The 3,732-nt window shown below is 77.8% G+C and carries 4 protein-coding genes and 1 pseudogene; 4 read left to right on the forward strand and 1 reads right to left on the reverse strand.

The window, feature by feature from the left end; genetic code table 11:
- The 4 genes from PYV61_RS22390 to PYV61_RS22405 all read left to right on the forward strand — a co-directional run.
- A partial coding sequence (locus PYV61_RS22390; RefSeq protein ID WP_275835853.1) for a M20/M25/M40 family metallo-hydrolase occupies positions 1-1,286 on the forward strand: 1,286 nt, incomplete at its 5' end.
- A 31-nt stretch (positions 1,287-1,317) separates the two neighbouring features.
- Positions 1,318-1,602, forward strand: a complete 285-nt coding sequence (locus PYV61_RS22395; RefSeq protein ID WP_275835855.1) for a hypothetical protein — start codon at positions 1,318-1,320, stop codon at positions 1,600-1,602.
- A 13-nt stretch (positions 1,603-1,615) separates the two neighbouring features.
- Complete coding sequence (locus tag PYV61_RS22400) at positions 1,616-2,701, forward strand: nitronate monooxygenase (RefSeq protein WP_275835857.1); 1,086 nt, start codon at positions 1,616-1,618, stop codon at positions 2,699-2,701.
- A gap of 76 nt (positions 2,702-2,777) precedes the next feature.
- The gene (locus tag PYV61_RS22405; RefSeq protein WP_275835859.1) at positions 2,778-3,293 is read left to right on the forward strand and encodes a nuclear transport factor 2 family protein; all 516 of its coding nucleotides are present in this window, start codon (positions 2,778-2,780) and stop codon (positions 3,291-3,293) included.
- Here PYV61_RS22405 and PYV61_RS22410 read toward each other — a convergent pair.
- Positions 3,290-3,732 (reverse strand): annotated as a pseudogene (locus tag PYV61_RS22410) (hypothetical protein); the annotation flags it as partial. The gene PYV61_RS22405 and the pseudogene PYV61_RS22410 overlap by 4 nt on opposite strands.

The following is a 3,732-nucleotide window of genomic DNA, read 5'->3' on the forward strand; positions in this document are numbered from 1 at the left end:
CGGCGTCGCCCGCGCCCGCCGCCGCGCCCCCCGCCGGCGCCGCCGCGCTCTCCGCCGACGAGGCGAGGCTCCGCGACGGCGTGCGCGCGCACTACGACGACGCCGTCGCCCTGCTCGCGCGCTCGGTCGACATCGCGAGCGGCACGCACAACCTCGCCGGCGTGCGGAGGGTCGGCGCGCTGTTCGACGCCGAGCTCAGGGCGCTCGGCTTCCGCACCCGCTGGATCGACGCGCCCGCGTCGATGCGCCGCGCGGGGCACCTGGTCGCCGAGCACCCGGGGCAGGGGGCGCGGCTGCTGCTGATCGGGCACCTCGACACCGTGTTCGAGGGGGACGACCAGAAGTGGGTGCGCCAGGACACCGTCGCCCGCGGCGCCGGCACCGGCGACATGAAGGGGGGCGACGTCGCGATGATCCTCGCGCTGCGCGCGCTGAAAGACGCCGGGACGCTCGACCGGATGCACGTCACCGTGATCATGACCGGCGACGAGGAGGCCCCCGGCCAGCCGATCGAGCAGTCGCGCGTCCCGCTCACCGACCTGGCGAAGGCGAGCGACGTCGCGCTGGCGTTCGAGGGCGGGTCGCGCGGCCAGATCTCGGTCACCCGCCGCGGCTCGTCGTCGTGGACGCTCGAGGTGAAGGCGCGGCAGGCGCACTCCGCCGGCGTCTTCTCCGAGGGCGCGGGGTACGGCGCGATCTACGAGGGCGCGCGCGTGATCGACGAGTTCCGGCGCACGCTGGCCGGGCAGCCGGGGCTCACCTTCAACGTCGGCCTCGTGGGCGGCGGCACCTCCGCGGGCGTCGACACCTCGCTCACGCGCGTCACCGCCGAGGGGAAGACCAACATCATCGCGCCGGCATTCGTGGCGCGCGGCGACCTGCGCTTCCTGCGCGAGGCGCAGAAGGACTCGGCGCGCGCGGCGATGCGGTCGATCGTCGCCCGCCCGCTGAACGGCGCGACGAGCACGATCACCTTCGGCGACGGCTACCCCGCGATGCCCGCGACCGACGCCGGGACGCGCCTCGTCGCCGCGTTCGACGCCGCGAGCCGCGCGCTCGGCTACGGCCCGGTGCAGGCGCAGGACGCGAGCAGCCGCGGCGCCGGCGACGTGTCGTTCGTCGCCCCCTTCATCCCCGGCATGGACGGCCTCGGGGTCAGCGGGCGCGGCTCGCACTCGCCGCAGGAGTCGGTCTCGCTCCCGTCGCTGCGCATGGCCGCCGAGCGCGCGGCGGTGCTGATGGCGCGCCTGTCGCAGTCGTGGCCGCGCGGCGGCTCCGCCTTCTGACCGCCGGCCTCCGCCCTCCGCCTCCCGAGCCATGCCCCTCGAGATCCCCGCGTCGCACCCGACGCTGATCTTCCGCCGCGACGCCTACGAGCGCGCGAACCTCGTGCGCGCCGCGCTCGACGAGCGTCTGGGCCTCACCCCCGACGAGTTCCGCGTCGAGGGGGACCTCGTCGTCGTCGGCCCGATCCACGACGCCGACGCGCTGGGCGCGCTGGTCGCCGACGTCGAGGCGCTGGGGCTCGCGTACTTCGACGACTTCTTCGAGATGAGCGGCAACTGGCCCGAGTGGCTGAAGGTGCGCGTCGGGAGCCGCTGACGGCGCCGCGCGCGTGACCGACCTGCTCGCGCGGCTCGGCGTCGCGCTGCCGATCCTCCAGGCGCCGATGGCCGGCACGTCCACCCCGGCGCTCGCCGCCGCGGTGTCGAACGCGGGCGCGCTGGGCGGCGTCGCGCTCGGGGCGACCGACGCCGCGGGGGCGCGCGCGATGCTCGCCGAACTGCGCGCGGCGACGTCGCGCCCGTTCAACGTCAACGTGTTCGTGCACGCCCCCGCGCGGGCGGACGCGGCGCGCGAGGCGGCGTGGCTCGACGCGCTCGCGCCGACGTTCCGCGCGTACGGCGCCGAGCCGCCGGCGGCGCTGCGCCCGATCTACCGCAGCTTCGCCGAGGACGACGCGATGCTCGCCGCCGTCGTGGAGGCCGCGCCGCCGGTCGTCAGCTTCCACTTCGGCCTCCCCGACGCGGCGCGCCTCGCGGCGGTGCGCGCGACCGGCGCCGTGCTGCTCGCGACCGCGACCAGCCTCGCCGAGGGGCGCGCGGCGCAGGCGGCGGGGATCGACGCCGTGGTCGCGCAGGGGTGGGAGGCGGGCGGGCACCGCGGCGTGTTCGACCCGGCGGCGCCCGACGAGCGGCTCGGGACGTTCGCGCTCGTGCGGCTGCTCGTGCGGCACCTCGACGTGCCGGTGATCGCGGCCGGCGGGATCATGGACGGTGCGGGGATCGCGGCCGCCCTACGACTCGGCGCGTCGGCGGCGCAGCTCGGGACGGCGTTCGTCGCCTGCCCCGAGTCGAGCGCGCCGCCGGCGCACCGCGCGGCGCTGCTGGCGGGCGAGGGGGCGCGCACCGTGATGACGGCGGGGATCTCGGGGCGTCCGGCGCGCTGCCTCGCCAACCGGTTCACCGCGCTGGTCGACGCGCTGGCCGCGCGCACGCCCCCCGTGCTGCCGCCCGGGTACCCGACCACGTACGACGCCGGCAAGGCGCTGCACGCCGCGGCGGCGGCGCGCGGGGAGCACGGCTACGGCGCGCAGTGGGCGGGGCAGGGCGCCCCGCTCGCCCGCGCGTTGCCGGCGGCGGAGCTGGTGGCGACGCTCGCCCGCGAGTGGCGCGAGTCGCGCGTCGCGCGCGACGCCTAGCGCGGCCGGCAGGTAGAACGCTTCGTCCGCGCGGATCGGACGTTCCGCCCGGTTCCTTTCATCGCAGAGGCACGCCATGACACGCGCGCGCTCCCGGCTGCTCGTTCCCGCCCTGGTCGTCGCCGCCGCCTGCGGACGCGCGGACGACGGGGCCGCGCCCGGTGGGCGGGGCGACACCGCCGCGATCGCGGCCGCTCCCGCCGCGCCGGACAGCGTGCAGGCGCGCGAGGACGTACGCCGCCTGGAGGTGGAGCTCTTCCATGCCTTCGTGCGGGGCGACTCGGCGCCCGCCTCGCACGTGCTGGCGGAGGAGTACGTGGGCTTCAGCGGGGACGGCGACGGGGAGACGAAGGCGCAGGCGCTCGCGAAGCTGCGCCGCGTCGCCGCGTCGCCCGTCGCGGAGACCCTGCAGCTCGACAGCGTGAACGTGCGCGTCTACGGCGACGCGGCCGTCGCCCAGGCGAGCGGCACGATCGCGGCGCGCGGAGGCGGGCAGCCCGCCACGCACTTCCGGAACACCGACCTGCTGGTGTGGCGCGACGGGCGGTGGCAGATCGTCGCCACCCACCTGTCGCGGGTCGCCGCGCCCTAGCGGGGCGGCGCCGGCGGCAGCACGAGCGGGCAGCGCGACGCCCGCTGCTCCGGCGTGAGCACCGCGTCGATCTCCGTGCGCAGCTTCGCCTCGGCGGCGACCAGGCGGTTCCGGATCGGCGTCGCCCGCTCGAGGATCGCCAGCACCTCGCCCGCCGGCCTCCCGGCCTGACGCGCCGCCAGCACGTCGGCGAGGATCCTCTCGAGCGCGTCGCGGTCGGCCTGCGTCGCCGCGAGGTGCGCCTGCTGCAGCGCGCGGATGCGCGCCGCCTGCTCGGCCGAGAGCGGGGGCGCGGCGTCGCGGTCGCACCGCGGCGGGCGCTGCGCCTCGAGCCACGCGCGCTGCGCGGGGGTGAGGACGGCCAGCAGCCGCGACGACAGCGCGCGCGCCGCCTCGGCGAGCCGCAGCCGCGCGGGCGTCGCCTCGGCGAGGATCGCGC

It is taken from the genome of Roseisolibacter sp. H3M3-2, assembly GCF_029211165.1.
Classification (GTDB): Bacteria; Gemmatimonadota; Gemmatimonadetes; order Gemmatimonadales; family Gemmatimonadaceae; genus Roseisolibacter.

Excerpts from the sequence above, each read along its gene's own strand:
- PYV61_RS22395 (WP_275835855.1), top strand. The coding sequence starts at position 1,318 with ATGCCCCTCGAGATCCCCGCGTCGCACCCGACGCTGATCTTCCGCCGC.
- PYV61_RS22405 (WP_275835859.1), top strand. The coding sequence starts at position 2,778 with ATGACACGCGCGCGCTCCCGGCTGCTCGTTCCCGCCCTGGTCGTCGCC.